At 32.9% G+C, this 18225-nt stretch carries 19 protein-coding genes and 2 pseudogenes; 16 read left to right on the top strand and 5 right to left on the bottom strand.

Annotation, left to right across the window (positions count from 1 at the left end; translation table 11 throughout):
• The first annotated feature begins 294 nt into the window (after window positions 1-294).
• From A2J09_RS08545 to A2J09_RS08535, 3 genes are all read left to right on the top strand, one after another.
• Entirely contained in the window at window positions 295-774 is a 480-nt protein-coding gene (locus A2J09_RS08545) for a GNAT family N-acetyltransferase (protein ID WP_031417856.1), read from the top strand.
• Window positions 775-1007: 233 nt separating this feature from the next.
• Window positions 1008-1319: a hypothetical protein gene (locus A2J09_RS08540; protein ID WP_012294755.1), complete on the top strand. Its 312-nt coding sequence runs from the start codon at window positions 1008-1010 to the stop codon at window positions 1317-1319.
• A 525-nt stretch (window positions 1320-1844) separates the two neighbouring features.
• Window positions 1845-2258 (top strand): hypothetical protein, encoded by a 414-nt coding sequence (locus tag A2J09_RS08535; RefSeq protein WP_036161863.1) that lies wholly within the window; start codon window positions 1845-1847, stop codon window positions 2256-2258.
• 143 nt (window positions 2259-2401) lie between these two features.
• On the opposite strand, the pseudogene A2J09_RS08530 reads toward A2J09_RS08535, so the two are convergent.
• Window positions 2402-2713: pseudogene (locus A2J09_RS08530) on the bottom strand (transposase); the annotation flags it as partial.
• Between the two features lie 111 nt (window positions 2714-2824).
• Here A2J09_RS08530 and A2J09_RS08525 point away from each other — a divergent pair.
• The 3 genes from A2J09_RS08525 (at window position 2825) to A2J09_RS08515 (ending at window position 4495) form a co-directional block, all read left to right on the top strand.
• Complete coding sequence (locus A2J09_RS08525) at window positions 2825-3409, top strand: GNAT family N-acetyltransferase (protein WP_036161862.1); 585 nt, start codon at window positions 2825-2827, stop codon at window positions 3407-3409.
• Window positions 3410-3638: 229 nt separating this feature from the next.
• Entirely contained in the window at window positions 3639-4022 is a 384-nt protein-coding gene (locus A2J09_RS08520) for a hypothetical protein (protein ID WP_012294750.1), read from the top strand.
• Window positions 4023-4108: 86 nt separating this feature from the next.
• Window positions 4109-4495 (top strand): hypothetical protein, encoded by a 387-nt coding sequence (locus tag A2J09_RS08515; protein WP_099806218.1) that lies wholly within the window; start codon window positions 4109-4111, stop codon window positions 4493-4495.
• Window positions 4496-4661: 166 nt separating this feature from the next.
• Here A2J09_RS08515 and A2J09_RS08510 read toward each other — a convergent pair whose 3' ends face one another.
• Complete coding sequence (locus A2J09_RS08510; RefSeq protein ID WP_036162783.1) at window positions 4662-5597, bottom strand: EamA family transporter; 936 nt, start codon at window positions 5595-5597, stop codon at window positions 4662-4664.
• 448 nt (window positions 5598-6045) lie between these two features.
• On the opposite strand from A2J09_RS08510, the pseudogene A2J09_RS08505 reads away from it, so the two are divergent.
• Together A2J09_RS08505 and A2J09_RS08500 are read left to right on the top strand one after the other, a co-directional pair.
• A pseudogene (locus A2J09_RS08505) lies at window positions 6046-6959 on the top strand (EamA family transporter).
• 230 nt (window positions 6960-7189) lie between these two features.
• Complete coding sequence (locus A2J09_RS08500) at window positions 7190-7831, top strand: DUF998 domain-containing protein (RefSeq protein ID WP_036161860.1); 642 nt, start codon at window positions 7190-7192, stop codon at window positions 7829-7831.
• A 269-nt stretch (window positions 7832-8100) separates the two neighbouring features.
• Here the strand turns inward: A2J09_RS08500 and A2J09_RS08495 are convergent, their stop codons facing one another.
• Window positions 8101-8646 (bottom strand): DUF7010 family protein, encoded by a 546-nt coding sequence (locus A2J09_RS08495; RefSeq protein WP_031417209.1) that lies wholly within the window; start codon window positions 8644-8646, stop codon window positions 8101-8103.
• A gap of 323 nt (window positions 8647-8969) precedes the next feature.
• Between A2J09_RS08495 and A2J09_RS23940 the strand changes: the two genes are divergently transcribed.
• Entirely contained in the window at window positions 8970-9128 is a 159-nt protein-coding gene (locus tag A2J09_RS23940) for a hypothetical protein (RefSeq protein WP_172799063.1), read from the top strand.
• 555 nt (window positions 9129-9683) lie between these two features.
• Here A2J09_RS23940 and A2J09_RS08490 read toward each other — a convergent pair.
• Entirely contained in the window at window positions 9684-11036 is a 1353-nt protein-coding gene (locus A2J09_RS08490; protein ID WP_036162780.1) for a lytic polysaccharide monooxygenase, read from the bottom strand.
• 581 nt (window positions 11037-11617) lie between these two features.
• Between A2J09_RS08490 and A2J09_RS08485 the strand changes: the two genes are divergently transcribed.
• The 7 genes from A2J09_RS08485 to A2J09_RS08455 all read left to right on the top strand — a co-directional run bounded on the left by A2J09_RS08485 (window position 11618) and on the right by A2J09_RS08455 (window position 16782).
• A complete protein-coding gene (locus A2J09_RS08485) occupies window positions 11618-12082 on the top strand; it encodes a DUF2243 domain-containing protein (protein WP_012294741.1) in 465 nt (154 codons plus the stop codon).
• A gap of 13 nt (window positions 12083-12095) precedes the next feature.
• Window positions 12096-12890: a cytochrome c oxidase assembly protein gene (locus tag A2J09_RS08480; RefSeq protein WP_012294740.1), complete on the top strand. Its 795-nt coding sequence runs from the start codon at window positions 12096-12098 to the stop codon at window positions 12888-12890.
• 316 nt (window positions 12891-13206) lie between these two features.
• Window positions 13207-14091, top strand: coding sequence for a peptidase MA family metallohydrolase (locus A2J09_RS08475; protein ID WP_012294739.1), 885 nt, complete (start codon window positions 13207-13209; stop codon window positions 14089-14091).
• A 457-nt stretch (window positions 14092-14548) separates the two neighbouring features.
• On the top strand, window positions 14549-15043 hold the full coding sequence (locus tag A2J09_RS08470; RefSeq protein WP_036161853.1) for a GbsR/MarR family transcriptional regulator: 495 nt from the start codon (window positions 14549-14551) through the stop codon (window positions 15041-15043).
• A gap of 65 nt (window positions 15044-15108) precedes the next feature.
• The gene (locus A2J09_RS08465) at window positions 15109-15561 is read left to right on the top strand and encodes a GNAT family N-acetyltransferase (RefSeq protein ID WP_012294737.1); all 453 of its coding nucleotides are present in this window, start codon (window positions 15109-15111) and stop codon (window positions 15559-15561) included.
• A 79-nt stretch (window positions 15562-15640) separates the two neighbouring features.
• The gene (locus A2J09_RS08460) at window positions 15641-16144 is read left to right on the top strand and encodes a GrpB family protein (protein WP_036161851.1); all 504 of its coding nucleotides are present in this window, start codon (window positions 15641-15643) and stop codon (window positions 16142-16144) included.
• A 92-nt stretch (window positions 16145-16236) separates the two neighbouring features.
• Complete coding sequence (locus A2J09_RS08455; protein ID WP_012294735.1) at window positions 16237-16782, top strand: GNAT family N-acetyltransferase; 546 nt, start codon at window positions 16237-16239, stop codon at window positions 16780-16782.
• A 250-nt stretch (window positions 16783-17032) separates the two neighbouring features.
• On the opposite strand, the gene A2J09_RS08450 is transcribed toward A2J09_RS08455, so the two are convergent.
• Complete coding sequence (locus A2J09_RS08450; RefSeq protein WP_036161849.1) at window positions 17033-17572, bottom strand: hypothetical protein; 540 nt, start codon at window positions 17570-17572, stop codon at window positions 17033-17035.
• Window positions 17573-18225 lie beyond the last annotated feature (653 nt).

Below are 18225 nucleotides of genomic sequence, written 5' to 3'. Positions count from 1 at the left end.
TCCAATGATATTCCGGAGTAGGGAAAGAGGCAAAGGCTTACCTATAGCCAGCATACATAAAACCATTTGTTAAAGACTCAGTGTCTTCAGTAGAAGAACATTCTATAGCATATGACGAATACCTATTTGATGTTCCACTTAGCTTTCAGTGGTACTGAAAATCAATGAGTAGGATCCCAAACAGTTCATTAATGGAGGGCATCGGTATCATTTATTTAGAAATTTCAAATAAATAAATGACCAAAACCACATTAAATGGTAAAGTATAGAAATAGTGATTGGGGGAATGGTCATATGGAGAAATTGAACAGGGTTGAACTAAAGCATTTCATAAGTGAATATAAAGAAGAGTTAAACACTTTTGTCCTTACAGAGGAACAAAAACAATTCTCTGCGCTTCCAAGCAATTTTGAGGAAATCAATGAAGGACAATATCGTATTGTAATTTTAAGTGATCATACACCTGTTGGTTTTTTTCTATTGAATTCAAATGAAAGAGTAAAGAAGTACTCTAATAATTCGAACGCTTTGTTATTATCGGCACTTTCAATTAATCATGCTGAACAAGGAAAAGGTTACGCAAAACAGGGAATGACATTACTAGTTGAGTTTGTTCAATCAGAATTCCCTCATTGTGATGAGCTTGTCTTAGTTGTAGATAAAGATAATATACCAGCACAAAAGTTATATTTAAAGGTAGGATTTGAAGATACAAATGAGCGATTAATAGGACGGATTGGCGAAGAAATTATTATGAGACAATTAATAAAATAATACACCCCACAAATACATAACGACCTACTTTTATGTATGGGAACGGCCATGTACGGCAGTACGACGACGTTCGGTAGCAGAAACAGTAAATTGAAAACAATGATGAAGTAGCCAAGCAGCTACTTCTTTTTAATGATGGCTAGATGAAATTTAATAAGCAGAGGTAATGATTTAAGATGCGAGAAAGTGTCAATCATTTTATGAACGATCCGTGGTGGCAGATTTCAAGAGGTATGTCAGAATCATTAAATGAAGAGTTAAAGAAAGAACTTTCACAACAACATATTCTTTATGGGAAAGAGGCAATTGCGGTGGCTAGAAGAGAAGATAATGATGATGTGATTTTTTGGATTGAAAAGATGAATAAATACGCAGTCGTTCATTTAACCTATTCGATAGAAACTTCAAGCGAATATCCTATCACATCATTATATACACGGAGAGAGTTAGAAGAATACTGTAAGAGTGTTTCAAAATCTACGGTCTCATTAGGAATGGTGACGAACAACTTATTAAAATCGGCGAAAGATATGCTACTATACTAGATTTAGCCGTCATACTGCCACCAAGTGAAGTAGGAAAGTATCAATTAGACGGTCTATTTATTTGGTATTTCGAAAGCCATACACCTCCCAACGAAGAGGAAATAACACGTTGAGGTGACAATAGAACAAATTCTTCCTATATCGCCATGGTTGGTCAGTTTAAACGTACTTTAAATAAATCAAAGGAAGCCTCGATTTCATTGCGGCTAAAATCTAGTGCACAAGCGAATGTTTGTATATTTATTTTTTGTTTATATGATACACTTTTATCTTTGCCATACATATTGCAAAAAAATTAAAAAAATTTATTGTTGTCTACACAGCAACAACAGACGGCACCAAATTGAACAGTTTAAAAATAAACTTCATGTAGGTAGGCAACGGTCATTGATTTTACCTGATGAAATAAGTATCTAAAGAAGTCATTTAAAATAATAATTTATATATATGGACTATTTGGGAATTTTTTGAATAATTCGGGTGTATTAATGATTATCAATTAAATCTCTAATGGGGGTGTTGTTCTTGAAAAAGTGGTCAACTTATATATGGAAATTAATTTGGGTTATTGGGTTATTTTTATTAACAATCATCAGTTATGATATTAAATATCAAATTAAAGTTATCTCAGCTACAACATATAGTATAGCTCCTGTTTTTTGGGCTAATTTTATTATTCTCTTTATGTGGGGTGTCTATTTATCACTTATTTTTATAAAAAAATGGACCATTAAAATAAATTTGCCTTTACTTATTTGTGTATTCATTCCTTGTTTTCTCTTTTCGCTATATGTGCCATTAGCTACATTTTTGCCATTAACTTTACCTATAGGTGGTATATGGTTTAATAAAGCCATAAGTTCGAACTTCATTGGAATTGTTGCAGGTTTAACATTCATGCTAAGTATTTTTAATGACTCAAGAAGCAAGAATGAATAAAACAGTTTCCTCTATAATGATGATATACAACTAAACCAGCTAATAGATTGTCAATAAAAATCTTTTAAATTAGAAAACACTTCATGCTATACTAAAAAGCACAATCCAAATAACCCTCCGATTGAACTAACCCCTTCGGGTTAGATCTCTTTTTCAAGTAGTTCATTGTATAGCTGATTTGCTTTTTCAAATAGTCCGTTATGATATTTCTCAATCGACTTTTTCCACACAAATGGAAATTTGTTCGAATTCGCTTCAATCTTTGTTCCATCAATAAAAATAGCTTCTTGATCAATTAATTCTTCCTGTACCAACTGGCAACGGAATTGGACGAAACATTGACGGATTAACTCTTTCATTTCTGGTTGAACTCGGAAACGGTTGATCGTGCGATAGCTTGGTTCATACCCTTGAGCTAGCCACATCATCCAAAGATTAACTTTTAATAGGGCTTCGAAGAATAGAAAACTCTAAAAAGGAAATAATCATCCATAATTTTAATAATTGCCTAAATAGAATATGGTACTATTCAATTATATTACTCTATAGTGAAAAGGAGAGTTATGATGAAAAGTGGGTTCGAATTTAAAGATTTCCCCGTATTAGAAACAGAACGCTTTATTCTAAGAAAAGGCACAGTAGATGATGGTAATGATATTTTTGAGCTTTATGCTAATGAAAATGTGGTTAAGTATCTTCCATTAAATTTATTTGAATCGCCTGATGACGCAATGGTTGAAATTAATTGGTATGAGAAAATTTTTAAAGAACAAATTGGTTTAAGATGGGTAATCGAAGAAGCCAAAACGAAAAAAGTGATTGGAACATGTGGCTATTTGAATTATGAAAAAGAACATAACCGTATAGAAATGGGTTATGATTTGAACCCTGTTTATTGGGGGCAGGGTATCATGCAAGAGACTTTGGGCAAAATTATTCATTTTGCTTTTACGTCGATGGCAATAAATAAAATAGAAGCGAAAGTTGAACCTGAAAATAAAGCATCCATCAGATTGCTGGAAAAATTAAAGTTTTGCCAAGAGGGTGTTTTAAGACAACATGAATTTGAAAAAGGGAAATATGTTGATCTTGTCCTCTTTTCAATGTTGAAAAGTGAATATATCGCGCTAAATGAGGAGTCACGCTTGTAATGAGCAGTGGCTTTTTTCTTTTCTTAATAGTGGGTATCAACTAGTCAAAACGTTAGTATGAATTTATGAGGTGAAAGGGAATAATGAAGCATTTATTATCTTTAATATTTGAGGTTATTGATTACCAAAATTTGTTTTTTATGCTTTAATATAAAAGAAGAGGGGAGGAAATGATTAACAAAAATCTATAAGATGCATGGTCATTAAGAAATAAGAGGATTGTGAAAAGATGTTACAAAATAAAATAATTTCAGCTGTAATTACATTAATTATAGGTGCTTTTATTATTCCATTATTTATTGGTTATACATACAGCATTTCATATGGTATTTATGGCACTGCATTTACTGCACCAGCTATGCTTATAGCTGTTACCATATCAATTTTAATTGAAAAATACAGTAAAAATAAAAATGCTATATTCATGTATTTGAAGCATTTACTATGTGCATTAATTTTTTCACTATTATTTAGTTTAATTAATTTTAATGTTAATACTTTTAAAGATACTATTTATCTAGTTTCTTTAATGGGAAGTATTTATATAACTATATTTGTAATCTTTGATTATTTGTTAAAAAGATTACAACTAAACCAATCAAATCGCAATTAGAGTATCTACAAAAACATTCAAGAATTTTTGAGGAGGAGATTATATGAATACTATCAATTATTCATATGGAGCAAGGGTGAATATAAATGAAGGGTTTTATGATTGATTATTTTGAAAGAAAATTAAGATTTAAAGATATGGAAGTATGGGATATCTGGTTTGATAAAGATATATATAGATTGTTTATTGTAGATGAAAACCGTGCTTCTGAAATAAGGGATCTGAACTTGCCCCCTAATGCAAGGGTATTTGAAGAGGATTTAAGAGAGAATCTAATCACTGTGAAGGTATACTCCGAAAAACAAGTAAAAAGTGAACATATAGAGTTAATCGATCAGTTTGCTAAACAATTAACGGATCATGTTGCATTAGCTCATTGTGATATCCACCTTACGTTTTATACGGGTAAAATAAATGATGATATTTTTGAGAAAATTCCTTTAAAGCATTTGCTACATTTCAACCAGGACTAATTTCAAAGTAGCTCTTGACGTAGAAGTTGATTAGAACAAAGGGTGACCTCACTCTGGGAAAGCGTCTGCACGTAGTGGTAATCAACGGCTTTACTGTATGGTAAAAGAAAAAAGACTGTAGATAAACTCAAAATTCATTGAGTTTGCCTACAGTCTGAAAGGATTTTTAAATAGAAGATCCTTTAGCTATTTCCTTGCTTGATTTTTTGTATGTTGTTTCGTTATTTCTTAACAAGCTATCTTTATCTAATATAGTTGGTAAACAAATACCAATAATGATTGTTACGATACCTGCAATTTGCAAAGTTGTAACCGTTTCGCTTAATAAGATAACGGATACCATCACTGCTATGGGTAATTCAACCGCACTTAAAATGGATGACATTCCTAAACCAACTTTAGGAACGGCAATAGTGAATAAGAATACGGGTATAATCATACCAAATAATCCCAACGCCAATCCGTAAACCCACAGTCCTTCATTAAACAAAGTACCATTCCAAATAATTTCTGGGGATTGAAAAACAGCCGTAATCATAAAGGCAAAGAAAGAAACAAATACTAAACGGTTGGACGTGGACATATTGGCAGTAGCTTTTCCGTTCACATATAAAAATAAGGAATAACAAAGAGCAGCTGCTAGCCCCCATAACCATCCCTGCATAGGGATTTGGGATAAATCAACATCAATGATGCCAGCAGCTGGAATGGTTCCAGCTACCAATATGAGTAAAGAGATTAATTCAATTCTACTTGGGAATTGTCGTTTTGTAATACAAGATATCAACATACCGATCCATGTAAATTGAAACAGTAGTACAACTGCCAACGAAGCGGGCAAAAAGTTTAAAGAATGACCATATAAAATGTTTGTTAATCCTGTTAAAATACCTGCGAATATAAGGATTTTAACACCTTTAAAGCTCATTTTGGCTCTGTTTGTAACTAAGAAGATACATACCGCTATACAAAAGCCTATAAAAAACTGACTTGTCACGGCCTCAGAGACAGAAAACCCACTACGCATGGCCAGTTTTATAATAGTTGAAACGATACCAAAACTACTAGCTGCGATAATAACTAGTAGGGGATAAAGATACATCTTCATTTATCCACTTCCCTCCTAAAACGTTTATATAAATAGAAATTTAGCTATGATTTTGAGATTTAGAAAAAAATCATAATCTCCAATATAAATGACAGATTGCTATTTTACAATCTTTTTTTTTTATAATAATTGCTGGTGAAAAAGAGTTTTTCTGTGGAGGAAAGTAATATTTTAGAAAAGGTAAAAATACCAAAATCATATGTATCAAGGCTTTGGCTTATGGTTGTGGCTAAATATTTTTCAAAATGGAGAAATGTATTTGCTATCAAGAAAAAATGAATAGCATTGACACTTCCCCAATTTTTTTATACAATTGTGCTAATTTTATAAGCAAACACTCGCAGGTTCGTGAGTGGCGGAATTTTGTAGAGTGTTCACTCTGTTTCATTCGCTCGTTGTCTTTTTATAGGCGACGAGATTTTTTATTTTTTGGAGGGATTTTTTGAACAAGTTGAAGTTTTCTTTAGTGGTTTTATTAGGGGCCTGTAGCTATGGGGTCCTATCATCCATTCTGAAAGTTGGATTTTCAAATGGCTATACTTTTCCTCAACTTTTAGGGGGACAATATGTATTCGGTTGGTTTGGACTTTTAATACTCGTTCTTACCTTTTCTCGTTATAAAGTATCCTTGAAAAATATAGTATCACTATTAGCGGTTGGGACAACGATGAGTTTAACGAGTATTTTTTACGGCTTTTCTGTAAAAGAACTTCCGGCATCTATTGCGATTGTGCTGTTATTTCAATTCACATGGATGGGTGTTCTCATTGAAGCGATTATTAATAAAAGTTTCCCAAGTCGCGAAAAGGTTTTGTCGATCATTATCTTATTTGTAGGAACGATGCTCGCTGGGGGTGTGTTTGAAGGGTTAGGACAACAATTATCTTTGAAAGGAATACTCTTTGGACTACTAGCAGCGATAACTTTTTCCTTCTATATATTTGCTAGTGGCCGTGTTTCTACCGAAGTACCGATCTATTCAAAAAGCTTTCTGATGACAACGAGTGCAACACTCTTTGTTTGCATAATGTTCCCCCAACATACTTGATGGATGGTACATTGCAGGCTGGATTATGGAAATATGCGCTAATCCTAGGTTTCTTTGGTGTCGTTATACCAGTTATTTGTTTTTCTATTGGTATCCCAAAAGTAGGGACGGGTTTAGGAACCATTTTAGGAGCTGTCGAGCTACCAACAGCCGTGATCGCTTCAATTACGCTTGTTCATGAGGTCGTGTCTCTTTTGCAATGGCTGGGAATTGTCTGTATTTTACTAGGTATTTTCATCCCTCAAATGCTAAATGTACGAAAAGAGAGGCAGCTAGCCCGTTTTAGTAATGAAGCCACAGAATTTTAGAATGCTATCTACGGGGATCACCGATCAATCTAGACATTTTATAAAGCTTGGTTTGCCTATCTATCATAGAAGCTTTCATCTTTGAATGGGGGCTTTTTTATGAGTCAAGAAGGAAGAGTTGTTTTAATAATTGTAGTCTAGACAGCTATGATAACTATATTTTATCCTCATTTTTGGTTATAAATTGGTAATTTATTTTGGAATTAACTATATAATTATAAAAAAGGGGGATGAATGTTATCTATTTATCTAAAAAAATAGGAATAGTAAGCTGGATAGTTACCATTTTATATTGCGTGATAGAGCCGATTTTTATTATGACTTCACTTGTACCTTATAATATAATGCAACAAGCTATGAGTGATTTAGGAGTGACAACATGTGGTAAGTATACGTATACAATCGCGCCGCATGAAATTTGTTCGCCATATCATTTTGGGATGAATGTATTGTTTATCGTAAATGGTTTATCATTTTCAGTTGGCGTTATATATATATATCAATATTTAGAAAAGAATTTGATCAATAAAATAGGAACAGTATGTATTCTTATTTTTGCAGTAGGAAATATTGTGTCTGGTATTATACCGGCAAATGTTCATTTATTTTGGCATTCGATTTTAGCTCAAATAGGCATGATTACTTTTTTAATTGGGCTGGGAATATATGCAAAATCATTAGATAGAGGTAAACATTGGACCTATTTAAACTTAATTGTACTGATAGTTTTACTAATCCTTATTGGTCTATTGTTTTTCCTTCCTTTGCCTGCAGGTTTATTACAAAGGCTTTTTTATGGTGTAATTTTCGTGTGGGGTATGGGATTAACCATTCTATTGGGTTCATCAGAAATAAAACCAGGTACTCACTGACTTGAGCCTGGTATTTTTTATATAAACGGAAAAGTAAACATACAGAGGATCATCACAAAGAAGAGGACGACTCATGATGACCATTTCACTGGGAGAAGGATGTAAGAAAGGTACATAGCAATAAAAAAAGCTGCTTAATCTGACTAGAGATTAAACAGCACATGGATATTGTCAATATAAAACATAAAAAGGAAAAAGTCAACAATTTTTTAGTGGATAAAGTGCCAAGCATAATTTCGGCATGTACCCTATATACTATCTTCCATTAATTATACAGGTTTGACTTTAAGTTCTCTTTGGATTAAAACAACTCCAATTCCATACACAATCGAAATAGCTAAAGGGACAACAGTGAAAGCATAATCAACAAAGAAACCACCTAAGATGAGAGCAGAAAAACAGGTTCCTAAAGTAACGAATAAATAGGCTTTACTTTTATAAATCCATATGTATGGAAGAAAATGAGAGCCTGCAAGTAAACCAATTGTGAAGGGAAGGTATTCAGGTATTTTCATATACACAATGATAAATACAGGTATATAAAAAGCTTGAGGAGCCGCGACAATTCCTCCTAAAATCCCTAAAGGATTGTCTGTAGAGTTTAAACTGACACCAAGAATTTTACTAATGAAAATGCCAATAGGAAAAATAGCGCCCAATCCAAAGATCCAAATTAAACGGACAGCTTCTATTGGAAGAACAAAGTACATTAGGGTGAAAACTAAAAAGACAATAACGCCAGAAAGTAGAATTGGGAATCCTTTTTGTGTTTCAGCTATAAGTTCATTTTGCAAATTTACAAGAGTTTTACTCATAAACGTACCACCTTTCATAAAATGGGGAGAGGATAGTATAGTATAACAGTTCATAATCAAATTTACCGTAAATATCCTAAAAATGGTATCTTTTTCAGATGTTTTGGCGGAAGATATAGGGAAATGGCAATGGGGAAGAAATGGAAAAAATCATTCAAATGAAGGAGTAGCAGGCATTGATTCGTCGGTTTTTCTTCCATCCCTCTCTTTTGAAAACTAAACGTTAATAATTACAGTATGAAGCATTTGGATATGTTATGATCAAATTTGTGGAAAATATTCACAAGCAGTCAGTGTGGTCTAATGAAATAGGGGGACAGATGATGGATAATCAGTATTTCGTAGGTTGGGGTACATTAGCGTTAATTAATGCAGGCCTGGCACAAGGGAAAAATAGAACAGGGTTAAATTGGTTTTTACTTTCTCTTTTATTAGGTCCATTTGCCACATTAATTTTATTATTTGTTGAAAAGAGACAGTAACTTCCTTCCATCTAGGAAGATTTGCGATAGAAGAGACGAGAATAGCGTTTTAGTAGGACTAGATAAAACTTCTATAAGTGGAACAATACTAAGTCAGTTACATTTAAAGGAGGAGAATATATTTATCTTACTCATAGTTTAAGTAAAATTAACGATGGAGCTCATTTGTTTAGCCATTTTGATGGTGACTCTCAATCTTTCATTACTTCTGCAATTTGAATCAAGTATTAAAATGACTATGATATCCTTGCAAATTCAACCGAGTTAAAGGGCAGTAAGAATGAACCTCACCTGATGGTGGGGCTTTTTCTTATAAAAATAGTCTAAACTAAAAGTGAAATCAAATAATAATAACGTTGTGGAGAAAACTCTATTTCCACCATCGAACGGATTCTTCATTTAGATTATCTGTTGTACTAACCTGTTGTATAATCTCGAAGAATAGTAGCATGTTTTACAAATGTAAAAGCAGCTTGTAAGTAAGCTGCTTTTACTTGAATCATTCTTTTGGAATAAAAAGATACTGAATCCTCTTACTAGAATACTGTCTTTTTATTAAATTTCTTTCCATAAAGACAGTGCGTTTATCCAATTTGGATCTCCATATCCTTGATAGCTTTGAACCGCTTCATAATTTTTACCTTGATACTCTACCTTATCTCCTTTTTTGTACGCCTTAAATGGACTCCATTGCTCATAAGAAGCACCTTGCTCCTTAGTCGTTACAGTTAAAATAGAACTTTTAATGGACTCATTTCCAGCTGCATCTACGGCAGTTACTGCATACATATATGAAGTGCTTGATTGAAGATTCATGTCCATAAATGATGGGATTGTGGAAGTCCCAACTGCAGACATTTGTTCTTTTGTTGACCCTCTATATATAACATAATGGTCAACGGCTACATTATCCTCTGAAGCACCCCACATTAAGTCTACACTTGAAGAAGTAATTCCCATTGTATGTAGTGAAGTTGGTTGAGTAGGGGATTCTGTATCTGGAGCAGCATTCAATGTTTTTACAACTAGAGACTCACTTACTGTAGAAACATTCCCAGCTGCGTCTACAGCCTTTACAGAGTAAGTATAGGTTGTATTGGAATTTAAATGTTTATCTATAAATGTCGTTCCTGGGATAGTGGCAACTACTTTGCCATCACGTAATACTTGATATTCTTTTACACCTACATTATCAGTAGAAGGGTTCCATTTTAGCTCGGCGCTAGTAGAAGTAACTTTTGTTGTATGTAAACCATTTGGTTGAGATGGGGCTTCCATATCCACATTGCCACCATTATTAACCAAATTTATATCAATCACATTATAGAATGCATTTGAAGTGTCTGCGACATCCCAAACGGCTAGAATAACGTGGTAGCCATTACGGTCCGTCGGCACGTTAATGGTATGAGTTAAATTAGTCGATGCAGCAGTGCCATTATGTGCTACAGTACCAATTGGCTCAAGGTCAGCACGGGTTAAAGGTTTGTTAGGATTCCAATCACGTTTTGTAATATAATAGTGCCATTTGCTTGTTAAATGTGGCGCAGTATATTTCCATGTAAAAGTATTGGGACCTCCCGTAATCGTATTCTTATACCAGCGATCTGCAGTTTGTTGATCAAGGATACCACCAAAAAGACCACCCGCAGATGCAATTTTTCCATCTAGAGGTCCACTTTGCGGAAATCCTTTAGGCGCCTCTAGACTCTGAGGCTCATACATGATGCTTCCACACATTAAGTTAAGTGCTCCATAATTTTGAGTACATAACGCTGCTCGGCTAGCTGGTTTTTCAACAAATCCATGAGCATATGCATTTGGAGCTGTCGAAATCCCTATGATTCCGGCTGCTAATAGGGCAGCACTCAGTCCTTTTTTGCTTAATTTTGAGAATTTAGTGTTCATCATCCATCGTCTCCTTAATTTGAATTTGTATTGCGACTAGTATGATAGCAATAGATTAATAATTATTCAAACTACGGATAAATAATACAATAGTTTTATTTTGCAAAAAAACATTTTTATAAAAATGTAGATATAAAGACCTGGTTTAGTGGAAATTGTTATTTTAAAAAGCTAATTTCTATTAAAAAAAGCTATAAATTCTAATAAAATATTTAAATTTGTCTATTTTCGTACTAATTGATATTATTCCAAAATATCCAACTGATTAAGCTTGTAAGGGCTATTGGAGATGTCTTTTAAAGGACAAACTAAGTTTCACCGCGAAGCAACAGTAAGTGGTGAGTTAAGGGATGAATCCAATATTTTTAGACACTATGTAGGTAAATGTCTGTTGCGATAGAATGCAGCTAAGAAAAAAATAACCTAAAGATGCTTTGCTCTTGCACATGCATGCAAATCCTTTTGGTGGTTTTCTACACACCATAAACAAAGGAGTTGATTACATAAAATGGTTTAGATTCTTTTGTTTCATGGTTAAACTAATAAAAATCTAGGAGGTGAATGGGTTGGATATATCAAAAATGAATGAGGTTAACCATCATACACACGAAAATCGTTTTCAGTATGGGAAACGTAATATGTGGACCGGCATATTATTTGGCTTTGGTGCAGTAGCATTTATAGACGAAGTAATTTTTCATCAATTATTACATTGGCATCATTTCTATGATAAATCTACGGCTAATATTGGATTAGTCTCTGATGGATTGTTTCATGCCTTTAGCTTTTTCGCCACAATTGGCTCTGCTTTTTTACTGGCAGATCTTCATCGAAAACATGGGTTTTGGTTAAAAAGGTGGCTTGGAGGTATTTTTCTAGGTTCAGGAACATTTCAACTATACGATGGTATCATTCAACATAAATTCATGAGGCTACATCAAATACGATATGATGTCGATATTGTCCCCTATGATATAGTTTGGAATGTGCTAGCGGCTATTTTAATTATTATTGGTATGGCCTTATTATTTAAAACTAATCAATAAGGAGGTACCATCTTTGCATTCACATGAAACTCACATCCAAAATCTTTCTGTCATTGTACAGCTAATAGTAGTTATCCCATTTTTCATTTCTTTGATTTCTTATATCGTGGCAGTCAAGCTCTCAAATCAACATAAAAAACAGTGGCCTTATATTCGTACATTATGTGGGATTCTTGGACATGTATGTGCCATATTAACACTAATGGGTCCATTAGCAGAGCTTGCACATGTTAATTTTTCAGCCCATATGGTGGGTCATTTATTGCTTGGAATGCTAGCACCACTACTTATAGCATTATCGGCACCTATTACCTTATTCTTAAGAACTATTCCTGTGAAAAAGGCCCGTTTTATTTCACGAATACTCCGTAACTCTTACTTTAAATTTGTGTCCAACCCGATCATAGCAACGATTCTGAATGTAGGTGGTTTATGGCTTCTCTATACTACGCCGCTTTTTAGCATGATGCACGAAAGCTCGATTTTATATATACTGATTCACATGCATATTTTTCTAGCAGGTTATTTGTTTACTAGTGCATTTATCTATATTGATCCAACGCCACATCGATTATCTTATGTTTTTCGTTCAATCGTTTTATTGATAGCTTTAGCAGCTCATTCGATATTGTCCAAACATATTTATGCGTATCCCCCTAATCATGTAGCTACTGAACAAGCAGAGCAAGGTGCTATGATTATGTACTACGGTGGAGATTTAATTGAAATTGCACTGGTCTATATACTATTTTACCAGTGGTTTAAAAAGACAAGAAATCCTGTTTTTGCAAAGCCTATTATTTCTTAACAACTCATCGTATACACTTATAAACAATCATGATGAGTATGAAATCGAGTGATTTCAACTATTTTCTCATAGCCCAATTAGATTGAGCTATGAGAATAACGATGCTCCATCTTGAAATTTTATAGTAAAAGACAAAGCTCAGGTACTCATCATATGAGAGCCTGGGCATTTTTGTATTTTATTCTTTGTAAAAATGAAACTCAAGTGTAATTAATCTAGTTGCCTTATATTAAAGTTCGAATAAATGCCAATAATTGAAACTTCTGTATTTTCAGTTCGTATAAATGGGTAATACTATTTTTTCCAGGGGGTAAAAATGTTTAAGTTGAGAAGCTGCTATCTTATTTTAGTCCTCTTACTAACGGCCTGTACTCAGGAGGCAGTCATTCCAAAAGAACAAGAAAAAAATGATGATAATATCGTGGTGACACCAGATGGAAAAATAACCTTTGAGATTATTAAAAATATCGAGATTTCACAAAGCAAAGTAGAATCATTAAAAGATGAACTTCTAATTGCCTATCATGATATTCAAAACTCAATTCAAACGGATTATGTTCCATCCGAGAGAATAAAAGTATATCTTAATGCAGGTAATGACTTATCTTGGGGCCTGAGGTCGGAAATCTATTTATATGGTGTTAAATCAAATTTCTATCCACTTGTTCATGAATTGACACATTCTATACTAGGCTATGGCAACAATTTTGATGCAAGTAATGGCTATTTTACGCAAGAAGGGTTTGCTACTTACATGGAAGATAAGTATGGAAAAAGCTCATATACCAATCAGTTTGTGAAGTCTTTTATCGATTCAAATACATTATTACCTATTAGTAATTTAATAGACCCAACTCAAGACGATTCTTATTTTCGACCAGATATTACAAGTGAAACAAGGTTCACCCTAATGAGGATGAGCTATATTCATTCAGCTTCATTTATTAATTACTTAATTGAAACTTATGGATTAGAAAAGTTTGAAAAGATATACAACGAAAAAAATGTAGCAAATAAAATAGAGGAAGTATACGGGAAGAATGTTAGTGAAATAGAGAAAGAATGGGTAGCTTTTATTAAACGTAGTCCAGAACCAACAAAAGAAGAAAAAATAAAAATGAGAAATTATTCTGAATTAACTTCTTCACTTATTAATCAAATTGATGCCAAGTATTTTTCTAGAGATACTACAAATGACTAAGGACGTTCTGTTATATGAGAGAAAGAAAAAAACAGCTATTCCTACTAAAAAATAGCTGTCTAAACTATAATGCTAACAGTGGAAATGGTTGAATCAGCTTATAATGTTGCTTGTGTGTTAACGGAAATAGTGAGCAAGTGTCAATCTAGGCGAAAGACCTTATGTATCACCTCTAGGGTACCCATACAGTATGGTAATCTCTTAAAATGCTTTAATCCAATACTCACACAATCATCAATATCATTTGGAAGTCGCCATCGATTTATAAATTTAGCCCGTGTAACCTTAATTGGTACAGGGCTTTTTTTATTTTTACAAATCATCGCTTACAAAAATAAAAATAGTGTTCTATGGAGAGGGGGATGCCTAATTAAGTAAGAGAATAAGTTGACAACGATATATAATTACATTATTGTTAATAACGTTAACAACTACATTAACGAAAGGGGATAAAATGTTGGTTTTACAAAAATTACAAGACCAATTTAGTTATGAATTAGTGAAACTAAGTGCGGACGGAGGAAATTTATTAGCTGCACGACTTTTTACTCTTTTATTGTTTTCATCTAAACCTTTAAGTTTACAAGAAATGGCCAATCAATTAGAAGTCACAAAAGCTGCAGTCAGCATCCGAATTCGTGATTTAGAAGCAAGTGGGTTATCTGTGAAAAAGTCGAAAATAAGTGATCGAAAAGATTATTACTATATAGCGGAGGATAATAGCCTAGTTATGGCTGAAACACTTTTGGCGAAAATGAAGCAATTTTTATTAGGTACTGAAAATATATTAGAAAACTGGCCAGGAGAGGCAGAAATTCAAGAAGACCATTTGGATGACTACCTGATAGCTAAAAAAAGAATACAGGATTTTCATTTGATTTATCAGCTTGTTTTTCAGCGAATTGAGGGAATTGAAGAGGAATGGAGATCCAAAAGAAACAGTACTAATTAGGAAAAAAGACATTTAAAACAATCAGCCATAGCCATTATAGAAAAACATTAATAGGAGGTAATTATATGTTCTTTCGAAGAGCTCAGATTGCAGATAGTACTATATTAAGCAATTTAGCCTATAAATCAAAAGCTTACTGGGGATATACAGAAGATTTTATTCAACAATGTAAAGATAAAGATGCTTTAACTGTAACAAAAGACTATTTAGAAAAAAATACCGTTTATTTAATTGAAAATGATAACAAAGTAATTGCATTTTATAGTTTTGCCATTAATGAACAAAAATTAGATGCACTATTCTTAGACCCCGACTATATTGGTAAGGGGCTTGGGAAAATAATATGGAATCATTTATTAAATAAAGCTAAGGAGTTAGAATTAAGCGAATTTACAATAGATAGCGATCCCAACGCAGAAGGTTTTTATTTAAAAATGGGGGCAAAAAATATAGGTTCTACGCCATCTACTGTATTTCCTCAACGTAGCCTCCCTCTTTTGAAGGTTAAAGTTAATTAAAGAATGTTTAAACTCCAAAGGTGTTTTGGAGTTAACTTTAATATAAGGGAAGCACAACAATTACAGAATGGGGATTATTATGGAAAAAGTAAATTTTTATAATAGTAAACTATTTAATAAAAATGCTGAGAGAATTTTCTTGATACAAAAAAATAAAATAAAAATGCTTTTACCTGATGTAGATATACAGCACGTCGGTAGCACAGCAATTCCAAATAGTATAACTAAGGGTGATCTAGACATACAGGTACGCGTTTATGCTAATGAATTTGCGAAAGCTGTGGAACTTCTTTCAAATTTATATGAAATAAATGAGGAGAGTATTAAAACGGATACTTTTAGAGCATTTAAAGATGATACAACTAGTCCACCTTTAGGGGTGCAATTAACTGTTATTGATGCTGATTTTGATTTTCTATGGAAATTTAGAGAAGTCTTATTGGCAAATAAAAATTATCGCGAAGAATATGATAATTTAAAGAAGGAGTATGAAGGTAAATCCATGGATGAATATAGAGAAGCAAAAGATGAATTTTTTCAAGGATTAATGGAAACTCCCGAGTTTAAAAAATACGGTAGATAAAATTCACTACTACTTACAGATTAAAGACCAAAGCCTAAATACTACTGTAACGAAAGAAATTATTGTTTCATATTAGAGAGGATGAAAGTTAAATGGAAAGGAATTTCCCTATACTTGAAACAAAAAGATTAATTTTAAGAGAAATAACTACAGAAGATACTAATGATGTATTTAAATATTTATCGGATAAAGATGTTGTTAAATTTATGGGGATATCACCTTGTCAAAACATAAAAGATGTAGAAGAAGAAATTGGGTGGTATAAATCAATATATGTAGAAGCTTCAGGAATAAGATGGGGAATAACAATGAGAGATACTGGCACGGTTATAGGTAGTTGTGGTTTTCTCAATATGCTTACAAAACATTATCGAGCTGAGGTCGGATATGAATTAAGCAAAATTTACTGGGGACAAGGGATTGCAAGTGAAGCTCTAGAAGCAGTTGTTAAGTATGGCTTTCAAAATCTCCAATTAGAAAGAATACAGGCTTTGATTGAACCAGCAAATGTATCTTCGCAAAAACTAGTAGAAAGACAGGGCTTTATAAAAGAAGGTTTGTTAAGACATTATGAATATACTTGTGGTAAGTTTGATGATTTATTTATGTACTCTATCCTGAAAAATGATATGAGTTAATAAAATATAGTTTAGATGATGTACGTTGTAAACAAAAACTAAAATAATCGGATTGACACTTGATGCACAAAACGTTGATTTTTTTTAAAAACAAGTAACCCATATTCTCTAAAATGAGTATATGGGTTAGATAATAGCTTATAATTGTGATTAGACATCTTCATGCAAGTAGATCTGTATAAGACCAAGACAGCTAAATACCGTCGTGGTCTATAATGTATTGTAAAAAATGATTTGCTGGATAATCATATTAATATTTCCTTTTTGTAATCAATCCGAATTCATAAATAGCTTCTAGCTTGCCATTATTAAATTCTAAACTTACCATAGAATTTTCTTCTACACCGTTCTTTCCTTTATAATTAAGTTTATTTTCATCTGTGTGCAAAGCTCCGTATCCTACGATTTCTTTTACGGTTTCTTCACTCATACCAATTTTGAGCTTTCGAAACATTTCAGGCGTTATGGTTGAAATTTGTTTTGTCGGTTTTTCCTCCTCTGAGAAGATCATTTCTATCGATTGGCCAACTATCAATAATCCAATTATACTAATCAAAATTAAAGCGATTTTTTTAGGCCATTTTGGTGGAGTGACCTCTCTATAATAATAAGTTCTATTTGCTGACTCTCTGACTATTTCTGGGTGATTATATTCAAAATGAGTTTCTTTTTCTATAATCGCATAATCTTCTGAAACGGCACCACAATATTCACATACATATATATCTTTATATTCTTTGTGAGATTTTTTATATGAATTTGTAGCTAAACAGTTAGGGCAATTTTTCATAAATCCTTCTCCTTACCTTTGTCACTTCTTTCGGGTTGTGTCTTCAACAATCGTATGACAATATTCTCATTTTATTAACACTAAACCCTCTTTATAAACGTTCTTAAACATTACTGGCTAAACTATTAGGACAGTTATTCAACGACATACATCTCTCAATCTCTTCTTCTAATTACTATTTTAGGAAACTTAGTATGAATTGTATAGAGACAAATTGAGAATAAAAAATTATTGTTGTCACAGCTGGTGAGAATCAAGTGATTATTTTTGAGGAAAAGTGTGCTAAAGGCGCAGATGAAGAAACGAATACAGATAGCAAAGTAAAGACCAGAAGCTCAAATGAGTTACTGGTTATTTGTTGTGTATTATGTATAAAATATAAATTTAACCATTAGGCTGTATAACTTCCTAGTAAATCATTATACGAGTAGGCTTAAAAAAGCCGAGAAAATAAGCTATAATGTAATTCTAGAGAACTAGTAATGGGGCAGATTTTATCATAATTTTAAAGCGAGGAAGATGGAGATACAGTAGTTTACTCTCCATATCCCATTTCATATTTAGAAGATTGAGAGGGCTTGTATCAGTAGAACAAAAGTCCATTTGGTGAAAAAATGTATTTGGGTAGGCCAAGTAAAAAGAAGTATGATGTT

It is taken from the genome of Lysinibacillus sphaericus, from assembly GCF_001629735.1.
Taxonomy (GTDB): Bacteria; Bacillota; Bacilli; order Bacillales_A; family Planococcaceae; genus Lysinibacillus; species Lysinibacillus pinottii.
This window is presented reverse-complemented; position numbering and strand designations above follow the sequence as displayed.

What these genes read in the sequence shown, in the direction of transcription:
- A2J09_RS08545 (WP_031417856.1), top strand. Translation starts at nt 295, where the DNA reads ATGGAGAAATTGAACAGGGTTGAACTAAAGCATTTCATAAGTGAATAT.
- A2J09_RS08540 (WP_012294755.1), top strand. Translation starts at nt 1,008, where the DNA reads ATGTCAGAATCATTAAATGAAGAGTTAAAGAAAGAACTTTCACAACAA.
- A2J09_RS08525 (WP_036161862.1), top strand. Translation starts at nt 2,825, where the DNA reads ATGAAAAGTGGGTTCGAATTTAAAGATTTCCCCGTATTAGAAACAGAA.
- A2J09_RS08520 (WP_012294750.1), top strand. Translation starts at nt 3,639, where the DNA reads ATGTTACAAAATAAAATAATTTCAGCTGTAATTACATTAATTATAGGT.
- A2J09_RS08515 (WP_099806218.1), top strand. Translation starts at nt 4,109, where the DNA reads ATGAAGGGTTTTATGATTGATTATTTTGAAAGAAAATTAAGATTTAAA.
- A2J09_RS08510 (WP_036162783.1), bottom strand. Translation starts at nt 5,597, where the DNA reads ATGTATCTTTATCCCCTACTAGTTATTATCGCAGCTAGTAGTTTTGGT.
- A2J09_RS08500 (WP_036161860.1), top strand. Translation starts at nt 7,190, where the DNA reads ATGAATGTTATCTATTTATCTAAAAAAATAGGAATAGTAAGCTGGATA.
- A2J09_RS08495 (WP_031417209.1), bottom strand. Translation starts at nt 8,646, where the DNA reads ATGAGTAAAACTCTTGTAAATTTGCAAAATGAACTTATAGCTGAAACA.
- A2J09_RS23940 (WP_172799063.1), top strand. Translation starts at nt 8,970, where the DNA reads ATGGATAATCAGTATTTCGTAGGTTGGGGTACATTAGCGTTAATTAAT.
- A2J09_RS08490 (WP_036162780.1), bottom strand. Translation starts at nt 11,036, where the DNA reads ATGAACACTAAATTCTCAAAATTAAGCAAAAAAGGACTGAGTGCTGCC.
- A2J09_RS08485 (WP_012294741.1), top strand. Translation starts at nt 11,618, where the DNA reads ATGAATGAGGTTAACCATCATACACACGAAAATCGTTTTCAGTATGGG.
- A2J09_RS08475 (WP_012294739.1), top strand. Translation starts at nt 13,207, where the DNA reads ATGTTTAAGTTGAGAAGCTGCTATCTTATTTTAGTCCTCTTACTAACG.
- A2J09_RS08465 (WP_012294737.1), top strand. Translation starts at nt 15,109, where the DNA reads ATGTTCTTTCGAAGAGCTCAGATTGCAGATAGTACTATATTAAGCAAT.
- A2J09_RS08460 (WP_036161851.1), top strand. Translation starts at nt 15,641, where the DNA reads ATGGAAAAAGTAAATTTTTATAATAGTAAACTATTTAATAAAAATGCT.
- A2J09_RS08455 (WP_012294735.1), top strand. Translation starts at nt 16,237, where the DNA reads ATGGAAAGGAATTTCCCTATACTTGAAACAAAAAGATTAATTTTAAGA.
- A2J09_RS08450 (WP_036161849.1), bottom strand. Translation starts at nt 17,572, where the DNA reads ATGAAAAATTGCCCTAACTGTTTAGCTACAAATTCATATAAAAAATCT.